Genomic DNA, 25,508 nt, shown 5'->3' on the forward strand with positions numbered 1-25,508 from the left:
TGCAGAGCGAGGGGATAGGTAATGGGTTTCGAGAGGGAGCATAATGAATGGTTATGTAATCATCTTAAACGAAGGAAGGGAGAGCGGCTCGATGCACTTAAACGCGGTCATGGTTACGGAAACCGCTTGTTTGTCGAGCAGGTGTGGTGGCCTCTAGCCGGACATTTTCACGGATTACACCCGGAATATGAAGTTAAGGACTGGCGCGGCAGATCCTATTTTGTGGATATTTTGTGGGAGATCGGAGCCTCGCGTATTGCATTTGAGATTATGGACTATGGCTCACATGGAACGGATCGTAGCAAATACCGGATGGACTTGAACCGCGGGCTTTTTCTACAGTCTCAAGACTGCACGGTGCTCTATATCTCGCTGGATGAGCTAAAAGAAAATCCATCCTTCATTCTCTCCGCGCTGCGGAACATTCTCTTTTCTTATTTGTTAGCAGAAAAGTCTGCGAAGACAACCGTTGAGAGAGCCTATTCCAGAATCGAGCGCGATCTGATGCGAGCAGCCATCCGGCACCATCGAGTCCTTCGCCCGGCTGATGCCGCGAGAGAGCTGGAATTGCACACGATGACGATCATTAAATACTGCCGTCAGCTGGTGGATAAAGGTAAATTTCGCCCGGTGGCAAGAGGTTCATCTCAGCGGATCATTTACTATGAATATATTGGTACGCTACAAAGTCCAGATTTGGTTTGAAGATGAAGTCCGTCGTGAGAATGTGAATGAAAAATCGAATACAATGTGCCGTCGGTAGGCTGAACGAGCCAAATGTATGCGAAAAATCGAATACAATGTGCCACGGTAGGTAAACGAGCCAAATGTATGCGAAAAACCGAATACAATGTGCCGACGGTAGGTAAACGAGCCAAATGTATGCGAAAAATCGAATACAATGTGCCACGGGCAAGCTGAACGAGCCAAATGTATGCGAAAAATCGAATACAATGTGTCGACGGTAGGTAAACGAGCCAAATGTATGCGAAAAACCGAACACAAACTGCCACGGGCAAGCTGAACGAGGCATGTGTATACGAAAAATCGACACAATGTGCCGACTGTAGGTAAACGAGCCAAATGTATGCGAAAAACCGAACACAATGTGCCACGGACAAGCTGAACGAGCCTAATATACACGAAAAATCTAACACGATATTTTTCCAGTCTGGTAAATCGGGTTTTTGATTTCCAGGGAATCACAAGAATCCGCGAACGGGTTCTTATTCTATTCTACTCCTATCGCCACTGGATTCTGCTCATACGAAATCCAATCACTCCAACTACCCGCATACAACTTCACATTCCTATACCCAGCTTTTCCGAGCGCGAGCACATTCGGGCAGGCACTTACACCTGAACCGCAGTATACGATAATCTCTTGTTCAGGATCAATCCCCTCATAATGCTCTTTCAGCACCTCTGTTGATTTCCAGCGTCCTTGGTCATCCAGCACTTCTTTCCAGAACTTATTGATCGCCCCAGGAATATGTCCTGCCTTCGGATCAATCGGTTCTTCCAGCCCTTCATAGCGACGGGACTCGCGGGAATCAATCAATAGTGCGCCACCGTCGTTAACTACATTTTGCACATCTTCCATGCTAACAAGCATCTTCTTCTGAACATCTGCTTCATACTGGCTAGGAATCCTAACCGCTTGATGATCACTGACGGGGAAGGAGGCTTTTTTCCAAGCAGAGTAGCCTTCATCCATTACAAACACACGTTCATGCCCCAAATATTTAAGCATCCACCACAGACGGGAAGCGTAGGCACCACCTTGATCATCATAAGCTACTACAATACTATCCCTGTTAATGCCAACCTTGCTAAGAAAGGTGATAAGCTTCGAGATCTCAGGCAGTGGGTGGCGTCCACCGTGTGCGCTTACTTGAGCGGAGAGTTGTTCTTCTAGATGCAAATAGATTGAGCCAGGAATATGATCTTCCGTATAGGCTTTACGCCCAGCTTCCGGATCTGTGAGTAAAAAACGGCAATCGACTATAACCAGTTCAGGTTCGTATAATCGAGCAAGCAGCCATCGGGTAGAAACGATTGGTTCCATAAAGATACCTTCTTTCTATTAATATGTATGGAGTCATTATAGCGGAAAATAAATGAGGACGCACCTTAAGCTTATAGCTTAAACTGCGTCCTCAAGTGATTAGATCAAACGATATCCTGAAGGCAAGCTACCAGTGCGCTGTATGGTGTGAACCTGCGCCGGAGTGATAGTCATGTTGGGTTCTAGTGCTAGATTCTGAACAAAATCAAATCACTTTATATCTGTAGATAAACTCAGTTTAACAAGTATTATTAGATTTTGCAGAACTATAAAACGAAGAATAACTCAGCGCTAATAGAAGTTGCCGAAAGTAGTCCAATACTCCGGGTGTAAATTAAGGAAATCCATAAGGAAGCTGATACACTTGGCTAAAAAAGTGTATGTATGAAAACATCAAAGAAAGCGTTGACATTTTTATTGGAGCCTTCTTATAATAGATTTGAAATCGATTACAATCGTTGCTTATTTGCTTCAACTGTATACAGGTTATAGTGAGGGAAGGAATGGAAAGGAGGTTATCTTTTTTTTATTTGAAAATGAAATCGATTTCAATGAAAATAAAAGTCCAATGGAGTCATATTGCACTGGATGCCTTATTCGCTCAAACTGTTTTATATATTTTGAAAGAGGAAGGAATGAAACATAATTCTATTTTCTTTTTTTATCTTTAAAATGAAATCGATTTCAATAATTGAGAGTCGAAAGGAGTTATCTATGCAGTCCATAAGTACATCGGTAAATAGAAAGCGGGGGCATAACAAATATTTCGCGGCGGCCATGGCACTGGTTTTGCTGTTTCCAGTCGTGTTCGGGGGAATGGCACGAGATATCGCTTACGCGCAGGAGACGCTACCGCAGACGCAAACGCAGACGCAGACAGACAGCAAGTGGTATCAGAACTTTGAGCATGCAGGAGAGGGGGGGACCTATGGAATTTCTGCCGTTGGCACCTCTTCAACAGCGTCGGTTACAAATCGGACACCGGGAGGCGGAAGTCGGGGAAGTGTACGCCTGATCCAGACGAACGACAATAATCCAGGCGGCGGAGCCTGGAACATCGCTGTTTACGGATTCACGGTATCGCCGCAGAAGGATACAGTTACCGAAGAGACCTATTATGATGCTTCTGCCTATAACTATTTAAATTTTTACATTCTGGACGCCGATGTTCATAACCCGAATGTTGTCATCAGGGATGCAGACGGGAAAGAATGGAATGCCAATACGGACCAGGCGCTGTCCGTGAAGGATGAGTGGACGAGGCTTTCGATTCCGCTCGATAAGACAAAACTCGATTTTTCGCGGATTGTCTCCATTTCGCTGGGCGAGTATTGGGGCTGGGGCAACATCTATTATTTTGACGAGCTGTACTTTGCTAAATCTGCTACCGCTCCGCCGCCCGCTTATCCGGATGATGGCGTGGAGCCATCGGCGCCTGTCATGTACCAGAGCTTCGAACAACCCGGCAGTGATGGCAGCTATGGCTTGGCAGGTCAGGGAACCGCGACGGTCGCCCAGCGTGTCACTGCGGCTGCTGCTTATTCCTCAAGCTCCGGCAGTCTTAAAATGATGCAGAACACCTATATGGACGGGGAAGGGAAGGAACGGAACGAAGCCTGGAACACCAGCGTTTATGGAGCCGGAATTAAACCTGAAGGCGGCTTGACCGTATCCGGTGCGACGTATATGGATGCTTCCCCCTTCAGTTATCTGTTGTTCTACGTCAAGGATACGACAGCGGCAGCCGGATCCAGTATTCATGTTGTATTCAAGGATGCCGAAGGCGGGGTCTGGGATACGGAAACAAACGCAGCGGTCAAGACGGAGTCGAAGCAATGGGTGAAAATGACCGTAAAGTTGGACAAATCGAAAATTGATTTGTCCAGACTGGAGCAGATTGAGCTCGGAACGTACTGGGGTTACGGTAATGTGTACTACTACGATGATCTTTATCTGGCCCAGAACGAAACAGATCCTTCGCCTGCCTTTAAGCCGGAGCGCACAGCCTTGTTCAATGATTTCGAGAGCAGAACCGGCTACTCTGCTGGCAGCGCCACCACCGCCGAAGCCTCAGGTGAAATAGCCAACGCAGCGGGCATAGCCGGTGTCATGGTCACAACGAGCAAAAATGACTGGCCTTATACGGCCGGGAGTTATTTGAGCGTACAGCCTAAAGAAGGCGGTACGTTCGATGCGTCGGCTTATTCATATCTTGCTTTCTATCTGAAGGACACCCAGGGAAGTAATGGAGTGGAATTCCGTATCAAGGATGCCAACGGGGGCGTCTGGGATACGTGGGGAACCTCCAGCTCGACCAAGAATAAATGGGTCAAAATGCAGCTTTCGCTGAAAGGAGCCTCGAAGATTGATCTGACAAAGATCGTATCGGTCGAAGTCGGCTTTTACAATGCCGGAGTATATTATCTCGATGATATGTATTTTGCCATGGCCGAAGACGATGTGCTGGCAGGCTTCATCAGCGGAACTCAGAATATCGGAGCGGTCTGGTATCAGAGTTTCGAGACGAAAGGGCAGGACGGACGGTACGGGATTACGGCCGGTACCGGGGTGAGCACTGCGCTCAGCATGGAGAAGTCGGCGAGTGCATACAACTCAGCGAGCATTCGGGCTGTGCTGTCCCAGGATTCGTCCAACCCTGCCATGAATGGTATAGCCGTCAGGCCGCAGGCGCTCGAAGAGTCTCCGGACAAGAACCTGCCATACGACTATCAGCCGGAGTTCGACGCCACTAATTTCAGCCATCTGATCTTTTATGTGTGGGATGAGCAGGGCGGTCAGACGCTGTCCGTACAGTTGAAGGATGCTGGAGGCAAAACGGTAGACTGGCGGACCGGAGAGACGACAGCAGACGGCTGGAATCGGATCGTTATACCTTTGGACAAGGGCGCGAATTTCCAATTTGCACGCCTTAGTGCAGTGACGGTGACACCGGTGAAAGCGGGGACCTATTATTTGGATGAATTTTATTTCGGTAAAAACGAAAGCGCCGGCTTCCCGAATGCCGGCTTTACGCAATTGGTACTGAAGGATGTGAACGGCGAAGCGATGCCCTATTCTAGCAATCTGCCGCTGGGTTCTTTCGAGAAGCAGCAGGACAGAACGTATCTCTCTTTAAACGGGGACTGGAAAAAAGAAAGAACCACCCTGGATTCCAAGCTGTCAGCAGCACCCCGGGACAGCGCCAGAACTGCCGGTCTTGAGGAAGAGGCGGGCGGCAGACAGGAGATTGGTTACAACGACTCTAGCTGGACCGGCAAGACGCTGCCTCTCCCGGAGGATGAGGGTGTGGTTTACGAATCACTAAGTGGTCCGGAAAACAAGAGTGACAAATCGGGTTATCAGGGAGGTGTATGGTACCGCAAACATTTTGAGGTGAGTAGCTCTCTTAAGGGGCAGCCAGCACAGCTTACTTTCCTTGGCGTCAACTATTTTGGGGATGTGTGGATCAATGGACAATATGCGGGCGGGCATCAGGGTGGCTACACGCCATTCGCATTGGACGTTTCCGGTTTATTGAACTACGGCGGCGACAATGTAATCGCTGTGCGGGTCGACAATCCGAAATGGGACACGTTCAATAACGGGGAAATACTGCCGTACGCGACGTCTGACTGGTTCAACTACACAGGAATTCTGCGGGACGCCTATGTTGAATTTATGCCGGAAACCTATGTGGTGCGCAGTGATGTGCGTACGCTAGATACGGATGGACAACTGTCGGTCCGCACCTTTCTGAATCATACGGGAAAAACGTTGAAGCAGGTTCAGCTGTCCTATACAGTCTATGAAGCGGAGATTGGAGAGGGTAACCAGCTCAGCGAATATGCGCAGGACCTGACGGGTACGGAAGCTGTCGCGGCACAAGGAAGCATATTTACGGTTCCGGTCAACGGGCAGGCGGTACAAACAATCGAGGTGAAAGTACCTGAGCCGAAGCTGTGGAGTCCGTCCGAACCGAATCTGTATATTTTAAAGGTAGAGCAGAAGACCGGTGGAGCAGTAACGGACACCTTCTATACCCAGTTCGGTATCCGTACATTGGAAGCGGAAGGTGTACAGCTTAAGCTGAACGGAGAGTTGGCACCTTTCCTCACCGGGGTCGGTTATACGGAGGACAGTAGTGACAAAGGACCTTCGCTGGATAATGCTACCCGGTACAGCGACCTGCTGAAGATCAGGGAGGAGCTGAAAGCCAATTTCGTCCGAACTGGGCATTTTCCGCACAGCCTGCCAACCTATCAGTATGCCGACCGGATCGGCCTGGCCATCTGGCAGGAAATTCCGGCCTATTGGTTCAGTGGAGAAGCCTTCGACCTGCAGCGGCAGCGGGGCCAGGCCAAGCAAATGATGGAGGAAATGATCTTCAGTAATTATAACCGTCCTTCCGTCTGGTTTGACGGAGTCAGCAATGAGTCAGGCGGGCAGCTGGAGCGTGTCAACTTTATCCAAGAGCTGCGCGACGCTGCACATGCTATCGACGGAACAAGACTGGTTGGCCAGTCGGCCGTGGCGAATCCGTACAAAGGCGTGAGCGACCATTCGCATTCCCCGGCGGATATCATCGGAATGACTATGTATTTCGGCGCCTTCTACGGTGCGAATACTGACTTGGAGACACAGGAGGAAATTGAGGCCATACATGCGCTGCATCCGGGTAAGCCGATTATCGCCACAGAGTACGGCTATTGGTCGGGTGACGAAACCGCCTCGGACACAAGGCAGACGACCCTGTTCACCGGCACCTTCAATGCCTTTGCCCGCACAGCTACCCGGGCGGAGGACGGAACACCGAACCCAGACGGACTATTGAGCGGCGCGGCCTGGTGGACCGCATATAACTGGTATACCAATATTACGGGACTGCAGACGATGGGTCTGTATCATATGGACCGGACAACGCCGAAGCAGGTGAAGGATATTCTGGCGGATCGGTATAACAGGTATAACCGGATTTCGGCTGGAACGCAGCCGAAGCCGGCTGGGATTTCGACTTGGTTCCAGAGCTTTGAGTCGGGCAGGGGTTATTTATCTTCATCCGCTCAGCTGCAGCTGGAATCAGCAGCAGACAGCGCGGCAGGCAACGGCACGAAGAGTCTCAAGATCACAGCCGGTTCCGGAGCGGACGGGACTTATGCCTCATTTGTTCCGCAGGGCGGCGCGATCAACAGCGATCTGACAGGCTACAATTACCTGAACTTCTACGCCAAGGACAGCGTGGGGGACAGACCTCTTTCCATTACGCTCGTGGATGCCGAGGGGCGTTCCTGGACAACGGAGACGGAAGGGAAGACGGTGAAAGATGCATGGACGCGGCTGAGTGTTCCGCTTCTGAAGGCGCAGGGCGTTCCACTGTCCGGCCGGAAGTTGAATACGCTGGCGATTACCCAGATCAGGATCGGCATGAACGCTTCTGAGCAGCTATGGGTCGACAACTTTTTCGCAGCAACCTACAAGACCGGTGCGGAGCCCGCTTCGTATCCTATAGGTTCCAGTGGCTGGTTCCAGTCTTTTGAGGAGACTGATGTGCAGGTCGGCCAGGGTGTGAATGCCACCGCGATGGTGGACCGGACATTCGGGGTCAATCCTGGAGGAACGGGAAGTGTGAAGCTGGAAGTCACTGGAGACGGCGGCTCACCGGGAGCGGATAAGCAATCTGTCATCATTAAGCCCCAGGGCGGCGCAGCTTCCATAGATGCTTCCGGCTTCAATTATCTGGCCTTCTATGTTAAGGATATGCAGGGATCGAATACCGTCCACGTTACCTTTGTGGATACAGACGGCACGGTCTCCGTGAATAACTGGACCGATATCGGTTCAGTCAAGGGGCAGTGGACGAAAGTGTTTCTTCCGCTGATGAAGACCTCTGCAGATATCAGCAGTCTGAAGGAAATCCGGTTGTCGGAGTGGAATCCCGGCACTTATTATTTTGACGATCTGTACTTCGCCGAATATCCGTCGGATGAAATTCCCGCCACGTATACGGAAAAAATTCCGGAGAAGAACCGTCCGGAAGGTCAACTCAAGGTGGCAGCGGTCGGCGATAGCATCACAGCGGGTGCTGGGCTGAAATATGCCGGGGTAACGAGTTATCCGGCACAGCTCCAGTCGCTGCTCGGGAGCAACTTTGTAGTCAAGAACTTCGGTGTCAGCGGCCGCACGCTGCTAAAGGACGGCGACGATCCATACTGGAACGAATCAGCATTTGCGGCCAGCCAGACTTATGCTCCAGATGTCGTGGTTATCCAGCTTGGTACCAATGACACGAAATCCTGGAACTGGAAGGAGGGGCAGAACCAGTTTCTGAGCAATTATAAAGAGCTGATTCAATTGTATCAGGCACTGCCAAGTCATCCGAAGGTCTTTGTCAATCTGCCACCGGCAGTGTTCAACGATGATCCGAACCAGGCTTATGGCATTGTCAACTCCGTCCTGCAAAACGGGGTCATTCCTCTGATCCGGCAGGCGGCTGAAGCGACAGGCGCAACCCTGATCGACGTGAACGCGGCCACAGCCGGAAGCCGCAGCGACTTCCCGGATAAGATTCATCCGAATCCGAAGGGAGCCTGGACTTTAGCCGATACAGTGGCCAAAGCCATTAGGGGTACACTTTACAGCATCGGGGATACGGAGATTACCACCTGGAAAGACGGCAAGGCCGGCGCGTATTCGATTATGTACGATGATGGTATCTACAACTCCGTTTTACGGTTTGCCGGATTGCATGAAAAATACAGCCTGAAGGGAACGCTAGCGCTCATCAGCGGCTGGATCGACGATGGTTTTAATGACACTGGCGCTTCCACGGGCACGTGGGATCAGTGGAAAGGACTGCTGGATAAAGGGATTTTCGATGTAGCGAGCCATACGGTTACTCACCGGAATCTGACCACGCTCAGCGCGTCCAATGTGTCCTCCGAGTTCAAGGATTCTGTCGCCCGGATCAAGGAGAAGACCGGTTACTCACCGGAATCGTTGGCGCTCCCGTACAATACGGGCAATGCGGCGGTTGCGGCAGAAGCAGCCAAGTATTTCGTTGCTGCTCGTCAGGGAGGCAACAATGCCGGCAACGCCAGCAGTACAGAGCAGTATTACAATCTGAGCAGCACAATGGTTGAAAGCACGACAACGACCGTCCAACTGGATGAGTGGACCGACTTTGGCATCGCCAAGGGCAACTGGCTGATTCTGACCGGCCATGGAAATGATGGTGAAGGCTGGTCTTCACCTCCGCTCAGCCTGTATGACAATCATTACGGATATGTAGCCCAGCGTATAGATGCTCTTTGGAACGGTACCATTGCCGAGGTGGGCAAATATTTGCGTGAAAGACAGAACGCCACAGTTAAGGCTACGAAAAAAGCCGCTTCCGGTGCAATTGAGGTTAAGCTGGAGGGCACACTGGACCCCGCAGTTTACAATGAGCCGCTAACCCTGAGAACGAAGGTTCCGGCCGAGTGGAACGAGGTTACTGTCACACGGGGAGCCACTTCTTATAACCTGAAGCCGGTCCGGGAAGGTGAAGGTGCATTCGTCTATTACGAAGCCGTGCCTGGAACGCAAATGCTGGTTATCAGTAAGAAGGGAACGGACACTCCCACTCCTGATACCGGAACCCCAACACCGGCCCCTTCCGTCTCCGTAGCCGCAACAGACAGTACGAAGTCTGTTCTTGCTCCCGGCACAGCGGAGCTTACGAAGGCGCTCGCCGCCGCTCCGGCGGATACCAATGGAGTGCGGACGCTTACGTTTAAGGCCGGATCAGCTGCGGGTAAGACAACATTCGAATTGCAGCTGCCTGCCTCATATCTGGCTTCGATGAAGCAGGTGCGGATCCAATTTATTACTCCTGCAGGTAGCCTGCTACTTCCGGGCGATATGTTTGCGGGCATGGCTAAAGAAGCAAAGCAGATTGCTGTGTCCGTTAAACTCGCGGATCTGTCCGGTGCGGATGAGGACGTCAAGCAGGCTGCGGGCAGCCGTCCGGCTGTCGAACTGAGCGCTACTGTGGATGGAAATCCTGTCAACTGGCAGAACAATCTAGCGACGGTTACGTTCCGCACGCCTTACCAGCTTTCCTCCGCTGAAGCGCTCAACCCGTCTCAGCTGACGTTCTGGCAGATCGGTAAAGACGGAAAGGGACAGCCGGTAGTCAGCGGACGATATGACAGCGTAGGTGGTGAGATGCTATTCACCACACATCACTTCAGCCGTTATGTAGTTGTCTCTGTAGCCAAGAATTTCGGCGATCTGGGCCGCTACGGCTGGGCGCAGGCAGCGGTGGAAGCTCTTGCCTCTAAGGGCGCCATCCAGGGAGTTTCGCAACATTCGTATTCGCCTGCGCAAACTGTTACCCGCGCGGATGCGGTGGTCATGATTATGCGGCTGTTTGATCTGCAGGCGCAAGCCACCCATTCCTTTACGGATATAGCGCAGGCTGCTTATTACTATGAAGATGTGAATGCTGCACGGACGCTGGGCATTGTTCGCGGTTCGGGCAGTGGTGAGTTCCGGCCGGAGCAGCCGGTAACCCGTCAGGAAATGATGATGATGCTGGACAGTGCCATGCTTGCGGCAGGCAGGGAACGCTCTGTGGTCAGAGGGGAGGCATTGGCGGAATTCAGGGATGCTTCGCAGGTATCCTCTTATGCCAGGGAAAGTGTGGCCCGTGCGGTTTCATCCGGTTTGTTCCAGGGCTATAACGGTTATTTGCAGCCCGTTTCGCCGATCAACAGGGCGGAAGCTGCTGTTACGCTTTACCGGTTGTACGGAATAATGTACTAGTTGAATTGGCGGGTCGTTTCGGTGAACGTTTTTGCCGGAGCCGGCCCGATTATCAAACGAAAGGAAGAGCAGAGATCAGGCATAGCTTAGGCGGTGCCTGATTTGCTTTGCCTGAAACCTTAAAGAAATGTAGGCTAGCAATGTTTGTTGAGAAAATATGTGGATCTGAGGCAGAGGTCGAAAGGATGTTGAAATCGATTTCATTGATAGTTATAATGGATTTATTAACCCTCGAAAGTATGTGATCTGATGAAGAATAGCAAAATTATCGATGTTGCCCGGATTGCCAATGTCTCACCCGCGACGGTATCACGCGTATTGAATGACAGTCCGCTAGTAACTAAGGAAACGCAAAGTAAGGTATTGAAGGCCATTCAGGAATTGAACTATACACCGAACGCCATGGGCAAGCAACTCCGATCCAGGAAGACCATGACTCTGGGTGTCGTCGTACTCGATATCGGGATATCCTATCATGCCGAGATTATCAAGGGAATTGAACAAAGGGCGAACGCAATGAATTACAAAATTCTCATCTGCAACTCGCAAAATGAGAAGGAGAAGGAACTGGAGTATTTGTCGTTGCTTCAGAACCGGACAGTAGACGGCATTATCCTGGTGGCGCCGATGCTGAGCGACGAAGAGATCGCGGCCTTCGCTGGTGAAGGGTACACGATTGGAGTTATCGGACGCCGGCTTGGACATCCTAATATTCCCTGTACCACTACGGATAACTGGAAAATCGGCCGTGATGTTGTCACTCATCTGGCGGCGAACGGGCACCGGAAGATTGCTTTTTTGAACGGCTACGAGGAGGCGCTCGACAGCATCGAGCGGCTGCAAGGGTTCAAGGAGGGACTGGCTGCGGCGGGACTTCCTTTTCTGTCAACTCTGGTTGAGAAAGGAGAATTCTCCGAAGAAGGAGGATATGCAGCTTTCTGTCGGTTATGGGAAGAAAGCGGCGATTTTACAGCGGTTTTTGCCGCCAATGACGAGATGGCATTAGGTGTGTACAAAGCCTGCTCTGAGTATGGCATTGCGATTCCAGACCGCATGGCGGTGGTGGGTGTCGACAATATCCGGATTACAAACTATGTATCGCCTAAGATCAGCTCAGTCGAACAGCCGTTGTACGAGTTGGGGGCGCTGCTGGCGGACAAGGTTATCGATCAGATCAACGGGAATCTCCAACAGGGTCAAAGTAATTTTATGATCGATTCTAGGCTGATTGTCAAAGGTTCTTCGCAAAAAGGAGCTGATTTGAAATGAATGCCCACCTACGGGGCTGGAATGACACTATCCTTTGGTGGGGGAATCATGCATGAAAATGCCGCATAGAAAGGTAGAACGCTACTTCGGGAAGTTTTTTTCCGTAATGGTAGTCACGATTTTTCTGACAATTTCCATCCTGTCCATCATCCTTTATATGAATTTTGAGAAAATTGCGCTCCGCCAATCCTATGATCAGACGATGGATAGTCTGGCGCAGACGACTCAGGAAGCCTCCGTGATGGCTGTGACCGCCGCCACGTTCGCCAAGCAGATTTACAGCGATCAGAATGTCGCCAATCTGCTTAATTTTCCCGACGTCAGTGCGCTGGACATCGCCGTTTCCATCCGGCAGCTGACCAATTACCGTGAAACCTCGCCATTTATCGAGTCTATCTATGTTTACAATGCCGAGGCACGCACCTTCTATGTCACTTCTGATATGAATGTACCTTCTGTGTTCAGCGAGCCGGAATTTTACGATCAGGAGCTGCGCAACATGCTCCAGCATGTAAACGATTACAACACGCTAATGCCGATTCCTCGCAAGTTGAGGATCGATGGGCTCGTCGGAAATATCGCAGAGCGGGAACGCGATACGTATACTTTTTTGCTATATGACACGCTCAGCAAGAAGTCGCGGAAGAATGCGGTCGTCGTCAACATCAAGGAGACGCAGCTGCATAAGCATATCGACGGTTCTTTGACGAATGATCCGACGAATACCTTTCTGATCGACGAAAACGGCACACTTGTCACGAACAGCTGGAAGACGCCGATGCTGAGTAGCCTTAAGGGCACGACGTATATAGACCGGATATTGCGAGATCCGGAGGGTTCCGGGTATTTTGCTGCTGAGGTCGATCATGTCAAATCTCTGATCACCTACAGCAGGTCTGATTATCTAGGCTGGAGGTATATACGCATTGTGCCTTATTCAGTAATCAGCCAGAATATCGACAGTATGCGGATCAAGACAATGATCGTTGCCGGAGGCATCCTGCTCGCCGGACTTGTGCTGTCTTCTCTGCTGTCCCGTCGGATTTTTAGCGGGCTGAACCACAAGCTCTCCCGGTTAGGTAAGCTGGAGACAGAGCAGCGGGAGAGTGTCCAGGCCATGCGCATGGATTATCTCCGCAGCCTGTTGAAGGGATATACCCAGATGAACGCCCGGCATGCATCCGACCGATTTGAACGATACAGCATTCCACTGGATCCTTTACGGCCTGTCCGTGTCCTGCTGATCATGGTAGACGATCACCTGCTATTCGTGAACCGATACAAAGCGGAGGACCGCAAGCTGCTGATCTATGGAGTGCTCAACATTGTCCAAGAGCTGTTCGCCGCCGCTGGCATTCCCGCCACCGCGGTGGATATCGGGGATGAACAGGCGGCGGTGCTTCTTCAGATGTCCGGCGATGCTGAAGGTGACCGGGAGCGGTGCAAGGAGTCTGCTTCCTGGATTCAGACGGCAGTCAGCGAATATTTAAAGCTGTCAGTCACTGTTTCCTCGAGCCTGAGTGGCCCGAGTATTGAAGCGGTGCACGCCTTGTATCAGCAGGCGGTGGAAGCCTCATACAGCTGGGTGTTCAGCGGAGCCGGCAGCCATATCGAAGCCGAGGAAGTGGAACAGAACAAGACCAAACGTTATGAATATCCACTGCATAAAGAGAAGCAGATGATTGATGAGCTAATGCTGGGGCGGATAGCTGATGTAAGGCAGCTGTTCCGCGAGATCATTGTAGATACAGCTGCTTATACCTATATTTCCTACCAGTTTGCTGTTTCACATCTGACCTTTGCGCTGCAGAACGCGCTGCGGATTATCCGGTCACATTCACTGTCGAACGAGGACTGGGAGTTCATTAATCTGCAGCTGTATATGCCGCACTCCCGGACTGAGACGATGGAGCAGTTCATTGAACGTTGTATGTCCCTATTTGATCAGTTGGAGAATCAGATGAATGAACGGAAGAAGAGCCGGCAGGATGAATTACCGTGCCGGATCAAAAAAATTCTCGATGAACGTTATGCCGATCCGAATCTGTCTCTGGACATGCTGGCAGAGGAGCTTGGCATGTCCGCCACCTATATCGGGCGCGTGTTCAAACAGCATACGCTGCAGACGATACTAGGTTATATCCAGGAAATGCGGATGAGCAGAGTGCGCGAGCTGCTGCTGCATACGGATGCTCCCGTCGGAGAAATCGCAGAACGCGCCGGCTTCTCGAATAGCCCGTACTTTTTTAAAGCGTTCAAGAAGTACAACGGTGTAACGCCTGCGGAATACCGCAGAACGGGCCGGGGGCGAACAGATGATAACGGCGAAGAAGCAGGCATTGCAGCAGATTAGAAGAGAAGGCGACCCATGGCGATAAAATTGCGCAGGATCGCCTTTTTTAACGTACAGAGGTAGCAAATAAGCAGTCAGTTCGGAAAAAATTAGTCTGCTTTTTAAGCAAAAAGTGAGTCATATCGCATATGGTAAGTTGCCCGGAAAGAGGCTGTCTCCTAGTATTGACCTTGAGCCGGAAGTACCGGCGGAATTTTTCAAATAGAAGGAGAAGGAGGCTGATTCGATGTCCGGAAAGGGCGGGATCATCCGGGAACTGCGTCAGAGCAAGACGCTACTGCTGATGATTGCACCAACAATTGTCTTTTTCATTGTGTTTAGTTACATCCCGATGATTGGCGTGTATTACGCCTTTACGAAGTTTGATTTTGACGGGGGGCTGTTTGGAAGCCAGTTTGTCGGGATGGAGAATTTCAATTTCCTGTTTAAGACAGGAGTACTGTGGAATCTGACCAAGAATACCGTACTGTATAATCTGGCGTTCATTTTACTGGGCAATATCATGCAGATTATTTGTGCCGTATTCCTTGCTCAGCTGTCCGGCAAGCTGTTTAAGAAGACGGCCCAATCGCTGATGTTTCTTCCCTATTTTCTGTCCTGGGTGCTGGTAGGCGCGTTCGTCTACAACCTGTTCTCTGACCTCGGGGTAGTCAACAGCGTACTTAAGCAGATTGGACTTCATCCCTATGATTTCTACCTACATACGGCGCCTTGGAAGTTCATTATTGTGTTCTTTAATATCTGGAAAGGGCTCGGCTACGGCACTGTCATTTATTTGGCAGCCATTATGGCGATCAGCGATGAATATTATGAGGCGGCGAAAATCGACGGGGCGACTATTTTTCAGCAAATCCGCAATATCACCCTGCCGTTGCTGAAGCCTACCTTCATCCTGCTGATTCTGTTCAGCCTTGGCACCATTATGAAGGGGCAATTCGATCTGTTCTATCAGATTATCGGCAGCAACGGTATGCTGTATGATGCCACAGACATTATCGACACGTATGTGTTTCGTTCCCTGACGGTCAATTTTGACATCGGGATGGGTACGGCAGCCGGCCTGTATCAATCCTTTTTCGGCTTTGCCTTGATCATGATCGTCAATTTCATCATTCGTAAGACGAACAAGGACTACTCCTTGTTTTAGAAAGGAGGTATACGCTTGAGTACTCAAGTCAATCAACTGGCCAAAGCGGATGCCTTCAAGGGCAGCCGGATCAAGCAGGATAAGGAAACCATCGTTTTTAATATCATCGGCTACACACTGTTGACATTCGTTTCCCTGATCTGTCTCATCCCCTTCTGGCTGATCGTCGCCGGTTCTTTTACCGATGAGCTGGAGATTATCTCAAAAGGCTTTCAATTATTCCCGAACACGGTCTCGTTCGAGGCTTATAAGTCCGTATTCAGTACGCCGGAGCAAATTTACCGGGCTTACGGTGTAACGATCGGTGTGACGATCGCCGGCTCGCTGCTGGGCATTTTCCTGACCTCGATGGCCGGATATGTCCTCTCCCGCAAGGATTTCGCCATGCGTAACGGCATTTCGTTCTTTATTTACTTCACGACTTTGTTCAGCGGTGGCCTAATTCCCTGGTATATTCTCATGACCAAAAATTTGGGACTCAAAGATAGCTATTGGGCGCTGATTCTGCCTCCTCTGCTGAGTGCCTGGAACATTATCCTGATGCGCAGCTTCATGAAGTCGATCCCTGAATCCATTGTAGAGTCCGCCAAAATTGATGGCGCCGGTGATTTCAAGATCTACCAGAGGCTGATTCTGCCGCTGTCGACGCCTGGACTCGCCACAATCGGGCTGTTTCTCGCACTCGGCTACTGGAACGACTGGTTCAATGCCAATATGTTCATTACATCGGATAGTAAATATCCGCTGCAATTCCTGCTCTATAAAATCCTGTCCAGTGCAGCGGTGCTGCAGACGAATAACGGGGCCTACCTGGCCGCTAATGTCGTACCGCCGACGGAAACACTCAAAATGGCCGTTGCTGTGGTGGCGACAGGGCCAATTATCCTACTGTATCCTTTCGTCCAACGCTACTTCGTGAAAGGGCTTACTGTTGGAGCGGTCAAAGGTTAGAACCGGCTTGCCGGCTAACATAGTATTTTTTTATAAGTAATAAAGGGCAAGGTCAGACAGTCGAAGCACTTAGCACATTAATTGAGGAGGAATGAAGTTGGGAAAAATCAAAAAAAGATGGACACTGCTCGTCTCGCTCTCCATGTTGGCATCGTTGCTGGCAGGCTGCGGCGGATCGAATAACGGTGCGTCGGAAAAGAACAATCCGGCTACGTCCGGAGGCAATGCCAGTCCAGCGGCAAGTGAGGCCACATCGTCGAAGGAACCGCTCAAAAAGGTAAAGCTGACCTGGTATTTGGTCGGCGATACGCATAAGGATATGGACAAGGTGTTAGCCGAATGGAACAAAATGCTGGAAAAAGACCTGAACACTACGGTCGATCTCAAGTTTACCACCTGGAACGACTGGCAGACTAAATATAATCTGCTGCTAACCTCCGGTGAGAAGATCGACATGATCTTCGCATCCAGCTGGGCAGATTTCTACAAGCTGTCCAAGCAGGGTGCGTTCCTGGATCTGACGAATCTGCTCCCTGAATATGCACCGGAAACTTGGGGCAATGTGCCGAAGGATGACTGGGGCTCCGTCACGGTCGGCGGTGGTATTTACGCGGTGCCGAATACGGTTCCGGAATACACTCCAGCCGGCTACGTCTACCGGGAGGACTGGCGCAAGGAATTAGGCCTGCCGGAGTTCACCGACCTGAATTCGATTGAGGCTTACATGGATGCCGTGAAGACGAAGAAGCATGTTACCCCGATCAATGGCTTGGTCTATGATAACGTGAAATTCCTATCCCAATACTGGAATGATTTCCAGATGATTGGCGGAAGTGAGGTGATCGCGGCCACTTCTTACGATACTCCGCGGGACATTCAAATCGTACCGTTTACTGACAAGTACGAAGCTTGGGTCAAGAAGATGAAGGAGTGGGCAGACAAGGGCTACTGGAACAAAAACTCGCTGTCCTCGAAGCAAGAAGCCGGCGATTTCATCAAGACCGGACAAGGAGCGATCTACTGGCGCAACCCGTCCAGCGCCGGAGGCTTTATTAATGAGGTGAAGTCGAAAAAACTGAATATGGAAATCAGCTACTTCCCATTCACCCGGTTCCACAATTATGTACTTCCGACGCTGCCAAGCTCGAACGCGATGGCTGTTCCGAAGAGCTCGGAGAATCCGGAGCGCACGCTGATGGTGCTCGATAAGCTTCGCAACGATCCTGTTTACTTTGATCTGATGACCTATGGGATCGAAGGCAAGCACTGGGCCAAGGGCAAGGACGCCAAAACGATTGTCATTCCGGCACCGGGTGTCGATCTCAATGTGACGCCGCGTTTCGATATCGCAAGCTGGGGCTGGCGCTATGAGCCCAACATGCTGAAAGAAGAAGGAGGCTGGGATGGCCTCGATAAGCTGAAGGAGGAATTCAAGCCGATCAGCAAACCGGATATTTTCGGACCGATTTATATGGATTATGATCCGGTTAAAACCGAGCTTGCAGCGGTCAACCAAGTGTTTGAGCAATACGGCAAGCCGCTGATGCTCGGGCTGATACCTGATGTGGACGCTGCACTCAAGACCTACCGCGACAAGCTGAAAAGTGCCGGTATCGAAAAACTCCTGACTTATGTGAAGGAACAATCGAATCAGTTTTTTGACGAAAAAGGAATTAAATAGAACTTGAAATTATGAGGAACAGCGGCGGAGGCAATTTCGCTGCTGTTCCAGTTCCTATTCAGAAAAGAAAGGGGAATGTGGCAAAGCAGCAGATTACGGGATCTGCTCTGGACCGAGTCGAAGTCCGGTGAGGCGCGGTAATAATCGCCAGCAGCGGAGGTATGGACAGCGTGACCCCTATCGTCATCCGCAAGCCGGATGGCGGGTTCATGGCGGTAGTGGTCAACTGTACTGACCACCGTGATCAGGACTTCCGACTGCTCTACGAAGGCTGGCAGTTCACGTCTCTGCCAGCGGGGATAGCCGGGACCTATTGCTGGGTGGCTGTACTGGACTAATCCCACGTTGTCGTCACATTTGCTATTAACACTATAAGGGCATTTTGAGAAGTTCATATTATTCAGGGAGAGTGAACTGTTATGGCAATCAAAAAAATGCTGACTCTGGCAACTGTTCTAGCCATTAGCGTGCCCATGGGGGCGGTGTCCGCACCGCAACAGGCACAGGCTGCAGGGGAAACCGTACAAATATGGCTGTCCAACCCCAACACAAATACTTGGTTGGCAAGACAATCGGATGTCAAGTTCTCTGCGTCCAGCGCAGGTGCAGACTATACGATTACTGTCAATGAAGGAAGCACCTATCAGACGATGGACGGTTTTGGAGCTTCACTCACAGATTCATCCAGCTGGCTGCTGCAAAACAAGCTGTCTACAGCCAAAAGAACTGAGGTCATGAATCAGCTGTTCAACGCCAGCGGCATCAACATCAGCGCCCTCCGCCAGCCGATCGGCGCGAGTGACTTCAACTGGGAGATGTGGACCTATGATGATACGAGCGGGAACAGTGATGATATGAACCTGAGCGCTTTTTCGCTCTGGCGGGAAGATGCCTATATCCGCCCTATGCTTAATCAGGCCTACAACGTTAATCCGGGCCGGATCAAGCTGTTTGCCGCCCCGTGGAGTCCGCCAGCCTGGATGAAGACGCAAAAAAGCCTCTACGGCGACACGGGCGGCACACTGCGTACCGATAGCTATGATGCCTATGCTAATTATCTGGTGAAATATCTGCAGCAGTATGCCGCACTTGGAACACCGGTCTATGCCCTCTCCCTGCAGAATGAACCGAAATTTGCCCCACACTATCCCGGATTGCAAATGTCTGCCAGTGAACAAATCAATCTGATCAATGTGCTGGGTCCGAAGCTGGCACAGAACGGACTTAACACTCAAATTATGGCCTATGACCACAACTATGACGATATCAGCTATGCCTCGTCGGTGCTGGGATCCAGCGCATCTGCCTATACGCAGGGCAGTGCTTTTCATTATTATTCGGCCCTCAGCCATTCCAATCTGACTACGCTGCATAACGAGTATCCGGCCAAACGGATCTGGTTCACGGAAGGCGGCAGCGGAACGTGGATTGGCGGCGGCACGAACATGGGAATGTTCCAGGATCTGATGATGCATACGATCCGATTTCCCAGAAACTGGGCGAAGTCCTATATCATGTGGAATGTTGCGCTGGATCAGAATGGCGGCCCCGCGCTCGCCGGAATTGATGCTGCCAACCGCGGCTTGCTGACCATCCGCTCTGACACTATGGACTCAGTGACCTACAACCCGCAGTTTTACGGTCTGGGGCACAGCAGCAAATTTGTCGACCTGAATGCGTCCCGCATTGATTCGAACACGTTTCAGGACAGCATGGAGGACGTAGCCTATAAAAATCCGGACGGCACCATTGCTCTTGTGCTGTCCAACCGGCTCTCCAGCGCTAAGACCGTCAAGATTCAGTGGAATTCGCAGTCATTCACGTACATGGTTCCTGCCGGAGGCGCGATCACGTTCAAATGGTCGTCCACCTCGGCACCGGTGACCGGCGGCACCTATAAGATCTTGAGCAAAGCAAGTGAAATGTCCCTGGATGTGACTGACGTTTCTACGGCGGATGGAGCTCTTGTCCAGCAATGGGAGTATACAGGCGGAAATAACCAGCGGTGGACGATCCGCGATGCAGGAAGTGGGTATGTCAACATCGTTAACGCAGCCAGCGGCAAAGCCTTGGATGTGATAAACGGCTCCACCACGGACGGTGCGGGCGTTCAGCAGTGGGCGCTTACCGGTACGGGAGGAAATAATCAGCAGTGGAAGCTTGAAGCTGCAGGTGGAGGCTATTATAAGATTGTGAATAAGAATAGCGGCAAAGTGCTGGATATTCCAGGCACTTCAACCATGAACGGTACTAAAATCCAGCAGTGGTCTTATACCGGAGCGGACAATCAGTTATTCTTCTTTGTAGCACCGTAAAGTTTGATTTGAATGTCATAAAGCCCGACAAGCGCGGGCTTTTTTTTGGTGTGTATGAAGACTGGATATTCAGTTTAAGACTGCAATCCCCAGACTTGAGCTTATCAGGATTTCCGGCTGCTTTGCGAAGGATGGCTTGGCCTTTTTCTATCCCTATGTTTGTAGCATCAGTTAAATGAGAATGATTTCTCTGGCATCTTACTGTAGACTTTTACATTCTGATCTTATAATAACTCTACCTCAATTGTGGCATTTATGTATATTACCCTTTAGGGGATTAATCTATTAAAAGGAGTAACCTGGGCTCTTGCTCCAGATTGCTCCTTTCTTGTTGAATGGAAATGTTAGATCAAGCGATATCCCGCAGGCAAAGTGCCGCTGCTGCGGATATTGCGAATCTGTTCGAGAGTTAATCGTTGATTAGTTGAAATAATGGATTCCACATCATTACCGGATATAAAGTCGTCCAAATCACGGATACTGCGATTTCCACGGAGCACGCGGAAGTTTCCTCTAAACCGGGTTCTAGTGAACAATACCAATGTTGCATTGCTGCTAGTAGAGAAGAAACGAAGACTCTCAATGCCATCTAAAATCCTATCCGTATTACGAATGCCAAGGTTACCAGTAAAGATTCTACTGCTACCCCTAAAGTTTTCTTCATCGTACACGGTCAAACGTGGGAAAGTCTGAGATACATGAACTTCTTTTTTCATTTGCCATTCCTCCTTTGCTATCTAATCTATGTTCATTTCAATTTTTGGTTTGGCAGATAGTCTAATAGAAAGCCCTTCTTTTTGGAAATTCATAATTTTGGGCTTTACATCAACATTGCATTAGTGTACTATTCAACTATAACACCGACACATTAAAATGAATCATCAATAATAAGAAGATGGCAGGGAGGATTATTATGAATTCAGAAAATAACGAACAGATGCAGGATTCAATCGTGCTGCAAATGAATGGGGTAAGCAAGATCATTAAAGGAAAATCCATTGTGGATAAGCTGACATTTGATATCCGTAAGGGAGAAATTGTTGGGCTATTGGGACCCAATGGTGCAGGTAAGACAACAACGATTCGGATGATGACGGGGCTAATACGGATGAGCGAAGGCGATGTGATCGTTCAAGGACACAGTGTGAAGAATGATTTTAATAAAGCTATCGGACATATTGGAGCGATTATTGAAAATCCAGAGTTCTATCCGTATATGACAGGGCTTGATAATTTAAAACAATACCAGAGAATGACAGATAATATTGAGGCTGGCAGAATTGATGAGGTTGTGGAATTGGTTGGACTTCAGGAAGCAATGAACAAGAAAGTGAAGGCCTATTCGCTCGGTATGCGTCAACGTCTTGGGATTGCTCAGGCGTTACTGAACCGACCAAAGTTATTGATTCTAGATGAACCTACGAACGGTCTTGACCCAGCAGGTATACGAGAAATGCGTGATTATATGCGTAGGATTGCTGAGGTTGAAGGGATTTCAATTCTAATATCCAGTCACTTACTGACTGAAATTGAACAAATTTGTCACCGGGCCATCGTGATTCAGAACGGCAAATTGGTGACCGTTACAGCGATCGGAGGGGATCAGGAAGCAACTGCAGAAGTAAAGCTAACGATTCGCGTAGCCTCAGTTGAATCCGCAATAATCCTCTTGGGGAGGTTAGAATACGCAGAACTATTAACTATGGACAGTGCTCGTTCTGAGGTGACGGTAAGTCTGCATGACAGCAGAGTGCCAGAGCTAGTGTCTGCTTTTAGTGATAAAGGGGTAGGTATTTTCCGGATTACAGAGAATAAACAAAGCTTAGAAGAAGATTTCTTGAAATGGACTGGAGGGAACCGCATTGCGTAGTTTTAATAATTTGGTGGTTAATGAATGGCTCAAGCTCTCGAAGAAACGCACGTTTTTTGTGCCTTACCTGATATTAATTTTATTATCTCTGCTGTTAGGTTACATTGTTCATTCTGTCTCACCTGATATGTTTGGATCGGCTTATGATTTTTCAGCAATGATGCTGATTTCCCAAGGGATTGGGCAAGTGATTACCATTCTTGCAATTATCGGAACAGCGGGTATTGTCTCAAAAGAATATAGTCAGGGCACTATCAAATTCCTTCTAATCCGTGCGAGAAGTCGTACAGCAATACTTGCGTCCAAATATGCTGTTGTATTGATTTACGCGTTCTCAGTGGCAGTTGTCGGCATGTTGGCGGTTTTTGCATCAGGCGCTTTGTGGTTTGGCTTGAGTGGTGGTGAGGCTGGTATTCGTGAGATGTTAACCAGTTTAATGTATAACTCAGTTAGTACAGTTGTATATACAACACTTGCTTTTATGATCGGGATTTTGACAACATCTACGGGTGTTACAATTGGTGCTACAATGTTTATGCTGATGATAGACAAATTGGTTATTTTTCGTGAATTTTATAAATATGTATTATTCCCCAACCTAAATTTAGCTGCTTATGAAGGTGGAGGAGCTCCTATGCCTGGAATGACGCTGACCTTTTCCATAGTAATGCTACTTCTATACACAGCTGTCTTTCTACTCATAGGCTTCTCCGTCTTTAGACGAAGGGATGTTGCTTAATCATGACAATCGAATTCGATAACAACCTGCCGATTTATATTCAGATCATGAATTTCATTAAAGGAGAAATCGTCACAGGTAAGTTAAAACCAGGAGATAAAATTCTCTCGGTACGAGAGCTTGCCAATGAACTGCAGATTAATCCGAATACAGTACAAAGAACCTTTCAGGAACTGGAGCGTGAAGAAATCGTGGAGACCCGGCGTGGAATGGGAAGATACGTCACTAGTAATGAAGGTACTATTTTGACCATCAAAAAAGAAATGGCAAAAGATGTACTAGATCGTTTCATTCGTGGCATGCAGGACCTTGGTTTTCAAGGTGAAGATATTTTAGCGGCAGTAGCAGAGAGTATCCGAAACAAGGATGGAGAATAGGGGGGGAAGCAAGTTGGAAAATATACTTGAGGTTCATGACGTTACAAAAAAATATAGATCCAAGCACGCCCTCCGCGGAGTATCCTTTAATCTGAGTGCGGGTAAAATCACGGGACTGCTGGGCAGTAACGGCAGCGGTAAAAGTACACTTATGAAAATCATCGCCGGGCTGACACAGCCTACTTCCGGTCGTGTATCCATTATTGGAGGGGCTGTAGGCATAGATAGTAAAGCAGTAGTGTCATTTATGCCCGATAAGCCGCTTACAGAATCCTGGATGAATGTTAAGGATGCTCTAAAGTTCCAAAGTGATTTCTATCCGGATTTTGATCAGACTAAGGCTTCTCGAATGTTGGAGTTTATGAAACTAAGAGCTCAAGATAAGGTGAAGGATTTGTCCAAAGGGATGAATGAACGTCTACAGCTTACACTTGCTTTATCACGCCGAGCTAGCTTGTATTTACTGGATGAGCCAATCGGTGGTGTTGATCCAGTAGCTAGAACTAAAATTCTTAACGCGTTAGTAGAGTTTTATGAAGAGGACAGCACCATTCTCCTTTCTACTCATTTAGTATCGGATATCGAGCGGATCTTTGATGATGTGATTTTTATAAAAGAGGGAGAAATTGTGATGCATACGGCGGTAGAAGATATCCGGCTGCGCCAAGGTAAAAGTATAGACGAACTGTTCAGAGAGGTGTACGCAGAATGCTAAAGCTAGTGAAGTATGATTTTAGGCGAGATAGGGATAAGTTTCTTGCTGTTTTTGTAATCACCATTCTTGTGCAGTTTGTGATAGGATTTACTGTTCATTCAGATCAAGACATGTTCATGCTGAACGTCACTTCCTATGCCGTAGCAGGTGTAGTACTTCTCTTTTTTAGCCTGCGAACCTTCGGTCAGAACCTGAGATTATACAATCGGAGGCTTGTTCCAGTACCAGTCCTGTATACCGTTCTCTCACCGGTAATGCTGTTTCTAGGGTCGTTACTCGGTTTATTTCTAGTCGCTTATATTCATTTAGCAGTAGATATTATGATGTTTTCAACTTCGTTTTTACCGGAAAAATTTTGGCAGATTTCCGCATATACAGTGCTAATAGTTTTTTGGACTTCCGCCTACTCTATATTGCTCGTGATGTTCTCCATGACCGTTGCAATGAGTGTGAGAGTAAAAGGAAGAGTATGGATTGGGATAGCCGTTTTTTTTGTAATACAGTATGTAATTTCTTTATTAGAAGCATCGATGTTCGATCATAAAAATATCACTTTGGAAAGAGCTTTTCGATTTGAAGTGACGGATGAGGCTGCTAAATTAAATGATATTGAGATCTCTCAGTATGTTCTTGGCTTACTTCCTACCCTGTTCGAAGCTGTGATTATTACGATTCTAGTATTTGCTATTGTTAAGCTCGTTAAAAAAAGAGTGGAGTCCTAGGTACACGGTGAAATAACGTTTTTTAGAACGGAGGCAGAGCGATTAGCTTTGTCTTCGTTTTTATGCAAAAAAAAAAGACGCCTTTCCATGAGAAGGGCATCTGTTATGTAGAATTCTACAGGCCCTCTACATTTAGAGAGGCTGTCCATATATCGAGTTCTCTATGTAGCTGTTCTTCTTCGTCCTCGTTCAATTTAAGTTTAACTCCATATTGGTATTGGCCGAGTCCGAACATCCAGCCCCAACGGACGCTGCCCACGAGTTGAAGCTTTTCTTCGTTTAATTGAAGATGAATCACTAGCTTTGTATCGCCCGCCGTGAATCGAAGATTCAGAGGGGTGCGCACTTTGCAGCCAGATCGGCTAAGATCGAGCAACACAGCTTCTGTTAGCTTTCCGGCACCCGGACCGCTACTACTTATTGGAACTTCAATCCAGCATTCAAGCGGCTGGTTCATTACATAGCGAAATGGTTCTTTCCTGCTGGACACATCCATAAT

Annotated in this window: 18 protein-coding genes; 14 read left to right on the forward strand and 4 right to left on the reverse strand. The window is 49.1% G+C overall.

Annotated elements, in window-relative coordinates:
- Positions 1 to 21: 21 nt before the first annotated feature.
- The gene (locus ACWNM1_RS18050) at positions 22 to 705 is read left to right on the forward strand and encodes a hypothetical protein (RefSeq protein ID WP_449602042.1); all 684 of its coding nucleotides are present in this window, start codon (positions 22 to 24) and stop codon (positions 703 to 705) included.
- A 526-nt stretch (positions 706 to 1,231) separates the two neighbouring features.
- On the opposite strand, the gene ACWNM1_RS18055 is transcribed toward ACWNM1_RS18050, so the two are convergent.
- Positions 1,232 to 2,068 carry a sulfurtransferase gene (locus ACWNM1_RS18055; protein WP_449602044.1) on the reverse strand — a complete coding sequence of 279 codons (837 nt, stop codon included), beginning with the start codon at positions 2,066 to 2,068 and terminating at the stop codon, positions 1,232 to 1,234.
- 714 nt (positions 2,069 to 2,782) lie between these two features.
- On the opposite strand from ACWNM1_RS18055, the gene ACWNM1_RS18060 reads away from it, so the two are divergent.
- Positions 2,783 to 10,870: an S-layer homology domain-containing protein gene (locus ACWNM1_RS18060; protein ID WP_449602046.1), complete on the forward strand. Its 8,088-nt coding sequence runs from the start codon at positions 2,783 to 2,785 to the stop codon at positions 10,868 to 10,870.
- 249 nt (positions 10,871 to 11,119) lie between these two features.
- A complete protein-coding gene (locus tag ACWNM1_RS18065) occupies positions 11,120 to 12,139 on the forward strand; it encodes a LacI family DNA-binding transcriptional regulator (protein WP_449602048.1) in 1,020 nt (339 codons plus the stop codon).
- A 46-nt stretch (positions 12,140 to 12,185) separates the two neighbouring features.
- Here ACWNM1_RS18065 and ACWNM1_RS18070 read toward each other — a convergent pair whose 3' ends face one another.
- Entirely contained in the window at positions 12,186 to 12,650 is a 465-nt protein-coding gene (locus ACWNM1_RS18070; protein ID WP_449602050.1) for a hypothetical protein, read from the reverse strand.
- Here ACWNM1_RS18070 and ACWNM1_RS18075 point away from each other — a divergent pair.
- From ACWNM1_RS18075 to ACWNM1_RS18100, 6 genes are all read left to right on the forward strand, one after another.
- Positions 12,639 to 14,492 carry a helix-turn-helix domain-containing protein gene (locus ACWNM1_RS18075; protein WP_449602052.1) on the forward strand — a complete coding sequence of 618 codons (1,854 nt, stop codon included), beginning with the start codon at positions 12,639 to 12,641 and terminating at the stop codon, positions 14,490 to 14,492. The genes ACWNM1_RS18070 and ACWNM1_RS18075 overlap by 12 nt on opposite strands.
- Positions 14,493 to 14,718: 226 nt before the next feature.
- Positions 14,719 to 15,639 carry an ABC transporter permease gene (locus ACWNM1_RS18080; RefSeq protein ID WP_339270871.1) on the forward strand — a complete coding sequence of 307 codons (921 nt, stop codon included), beginning with the start codon at positions 14,719 to 14,721 and terminating at the stop codon, positions 15,637 to 15,639.
- Positions 15,640 to 15,654: 15 nt separating this feature from the next.
- Positions 15,655 to 16,590 carry a carbohydrate ABC transporter permease gene (locus ACWNM1_RS18085; RefSeq protein WP_339270873.1) on the forward strand — a complete coding sequence of 312 codons (936 nt, stop codon included), beginning with the start codon at positions 15,655 to 15,657 and terminating at the stop codon, positions 16,588 to 16,590.
- Positions 16,591 to 16,681: 91 nt separating this feature from the next.
- Positions 16,682 to 18,271, forward strand: a complete 1,590-nt coding sequence (locus ACWNM1_RS18090) for an extracellular solute-binding protein (protein WP_449602055.1) — start codon at positions 16,682 to 16,684, stop codon at positions 18,269 to 18,271.
- A gap of 161 nt (positions 18,272 to 18,432) precedes the next feature.
- Positions 18,433 to 18,609 carry a hypothetical protein gene (locus tag ACWNM1_RS18095; protein ID WP_449602057.1) on the forward strand — a complete coding sequence of 59 codons (177 nt, stop codon included), beginning with the start codon at positions 18,433 to 18,435 and terminating at the stop codon, positions 18,607 to 18,609.
- A gap of 81 nt (positions 18,610 to 18,690) precedes the next feature.
- Positions 18,691 to 20,586, forward strand: a complete 1,896-nt coding sequence (locus tag ACWNM1_RS18100) for an RICIN domain-containing protein (protein ID WP_449602059.1) — start codon at positions 18,691 to 18,693, stop codon at positions 20,584 to 20,586.
- Positions 20,587 to 20,930: 344 nt separating this feature from the next.
- Here ACWNM1_RS18100 and ACWNM1_RS18105 read toward each other — a convergent pair whose 3' ends face one another.
- Positions 20,931 to 21,302, reverse strand: coding sequence for a hypothetical protein (locus ACWNM1_RS18105; RefSeq protein WP_449602061.1), 372 nt, complete (start codon positions 21,300 to 21,302; stop codon positions 20,931 to 20,933).
- 197 nt (positions 21,303 to 21,499) lie between these two features.
- Here ACWNM1_RS18105 and ACWNM1_RS18110 point away from each other — a divergent pair, with 197 nt between their 5' ends.
- The 5 genes from ACWNM1_RS18110 to ACWNM1_RS18130 are packed head-to-tail and all read left to right on the forward strand — an operon-like array spanning position 21,500 to position 25,009.
- Positions 21,500 to 22,456: an ABC transporter ATP-binding protein gene (locus ACWNM1_RS18110; RefSeq protein ID WP_449602063.1), complete on the forward strand. Its 957-nt coding sequence runs from the start codon at positions 21,500 to 21,502 to the stop codon at positions 22,454 to 22,456.
- Positions 22,449 to 23,195, forward strand: coding sequence for an ABC transporter permease (locus ACWNM1_RS18115; protein ID WP_449602065.1), 747 nt, complete (start codon positions 22,449 to 22,451; stop codon positions 23,193 to 23,195). The genes ACWNM1_RS18110 and ACWNM1_RS18115 overlap by 8 nt, the downstream gene beginning before the upstream one ends.
- 2 nt (positions 23,196 to 23,197) lie before the next feature.
- Complete coding sequence (locus ACWNM1_RS18120; RefSeq protein WP_449602067.1) at positions 23,198 to 23,572, forward strand: GntR family transcriptional regulator; 375 nt, start codon at positions 23,198 to 23,200, stop codon at positions 23,570 to 23,572.
- A gap of 13 nt (positions 23,573 to 23,585) precedes the next feature.
- A complete protein-coding gene (locus ACWNM1_RS18125; RefSeq protein ID WP_449602069.1) occupies positions 23,586 to 24,287 on the forward strand; it encodes an ABC transporter ATP-binding protein in 702 nt (233 codons plus the stop codon).
- Positions 24,281 to 25,009, forward strand: coding sequence for a hypothetical protein (locus tag ACWNM1_RS18130; RefSeq protein WP_449602071.1), 729 nt, complete (start codon positions 24,281 to 24,283; stop codon positions 25,007 to 25,009). The genes ACWNM1_RS18125 and ACWNM1_RS18130 overlap by 7 nt, the downstream gene beginning before the upstream one ends.
- 115 nt (positions 25,010 to 25,124) lie before the next feature.
- On the opposite strand, the gene ACWNM1_RS18135 is transcribed toward ACWNM1_RS18130, so the two are convergent.
- Positions 25,125 to 25,508: PilZ domain-containing protein (locus ACWNM1_RS18135; RefSeq protein ID WP_449602073.1), on the reverse strand; the 384-nt coding region annotated here is incomplete at its 5' end.

The sequence above is a fragment of the Paenibacillus sp. Marseille-Q9583 genome, assembly GCF_976954365.1.

Bases quoted from the DNA above. Each gene is read 5' to 3' on its own strand.
- ACWNM1_RS18075 (WP_449602052.1), top strand. From the start codon at position 12,639: ATGCTCCAGCATGTAAACGATTACAACACGCTAATGCCGATTCCTCGC.
- ACWNM1_RS18105 (WP_449602061.1), bottom strand. From the start codon at position 21,302: ATGAAAAAAGAAGTTCATGTATCTCAGACTTTCCCACGTTTGACCGTG.
- ACWNM1_RS18050 (WP_449602042.1), top strand. From the start codon at position 22: ATGGGTTTCGAGAGGGAGCATAATGAATGGTTATGTAATCATCTTAAA.
- ACWNM1_RS18090 (WP_449602055.1), top strand. From the start codon at position 16,682: ATGAAGTTGGGAAAAATCAAAAAAAGATGGACACTGCTCGTCTCGCTC.
- ACWNM1_RS18130 (WP_449602071.1), top strand. From the start codon at position 24,281: ATGCTAAAGCTAGTGAAGTATGATTTTAGGCGAGATAGGGATAAGTTT.
- ACWNM1_RS18055 (WP_449602044.1), bottom strand. From the start codon at position 2,068: ATGGAACCAATCGTTTCTACCCGATGGCTGCTTGCTCGATTATACGAA.
- ACWNM1_RS18095 (WP_449602057.1), top strand. From the start codon at position 18,433: ATGGACAGCGTGACCCCTATCGTCATCCGCAAGCCGGATGGCGGGTTC.
- ACWNM1_RS18100 (WP_449602059.1), top strand. From the start codon at position 18,691: ATGGCAATCAAAAAAATGCTGACTCTGGCAACTGTTCTAGCCATTAGC.
- ACWNM1_RS18060 (WP_449602046.1), top strand. From the start codon at position 2,783: ATGCAGTCCATAAGTACATCGGTAAATAGAAAGCGGGGGCATAACAAA.
- ACWNM1_RS18065 (WP_449602048.1), top strand. From the start codon at position 11,120: ATGAAGAATAGCAAAATTATCGATGTTGCCCGGATTGCCAATGTCTCA.
- ACWNM1_RS18070 (WP_449602050.1), bottom strand. From the start codon at position 12,650: ATGCTGGAGCATGTTGCGCAGCTCCTGATCGTAAAATTCCGGCTCGCT.
- ACWNM1_RS18110 (WP_449602063.1), top strand. From the start codon at position 21,500: ATGAATTCAGAAAATAACGAACAGATGCAGGATTCAATCGTGCTGCAA.
- ACWNM1_RS18080 (WP_339270871.1), top strand. From the start codon at position 14,719: ATGTCCGGAAAGGGCGGGATCATCCGGGAACTGCGTCAGAGCAAGACG.
- ACWNM1_RS18120 (WP_449602067.1), top strand. From the start codon at position 23,198: ATGACAATCGAATTCGATAACAACCTGCCGATTTATATTCAGATCATG.